Genomic DNA, 554 nt, shown 5'->3' with positions numbered 1-554 from the left:
ACCAGCTCGACGCCAGCGGGCTCTACAACGTCGGCGGCAACTTCTCGGTGCGCGGCCACCTGGACGTGGCCGCGCTCGAACAGGCGCTCGACCTCATCGTGTCGCGCCACGCGGTCCTGCGCACCGTCTACGGTCAGCGCAACGGCGAACCCTTCCAGACGGTGCGCACCGACGCCCGTCTCGTCCTCGACCGCTTCGACGTCGACGGCGATTCCGCTGACAGGGAGGCGCAGTGGCAGCGCATCAGCGCCGAGTACGCATCGCGCCCGTTCGATCTCGCCAGCGACCTGATGATCCGCGCGGGTCTGGTCGCGTACGCCGAGGACGAGATGCGGCTGATGATCCACATGCATCACATCGCCTCGGACGGCTGGTCGCTGTCGGTGTTCATCCGCGAGCTCAACCAGTTGTACAACGGTTTGCGCGAGGGCCGGGCAGTGTCGCTTGCGCCGCTGCCGATGCAGTACCACGACTACGCCCGCTGGCAGCACGCGACGTGCCGGCGTGGCGACGAGTTCGTCGGCTGGGAGTTCTGGCGCGATTATCTGGCCGAC

1 protein-coding gene is annotated in these 554 nt (G+C 67.7%); it reads left to right on the top strand.

Annotation, left to right across the window (positions count from 1 at the left end; translation table 11 throughout):
* Nucleotides 1-554, top strand: a 554-nt coding sequence (locus ACFQ0E_RS19245; protein WP_386826645.1) for a condensation domain-containing protein, incomplete at both ends; no start/stop codon positions are given.

The organism is Lysobacter brunescens, assembly GCF_042677005.1.
GTDB classification, from domain to species: Bacteria; Pseudomonadota; Gammaproteobacteria; order Xanthomonadales; family Xanthomonadaceae; genus Lysobacter_I; species Lysobacter_I brunescens.
This window is presented reverse-complemented; position numbering and strand designations above follow the sequence as displayed.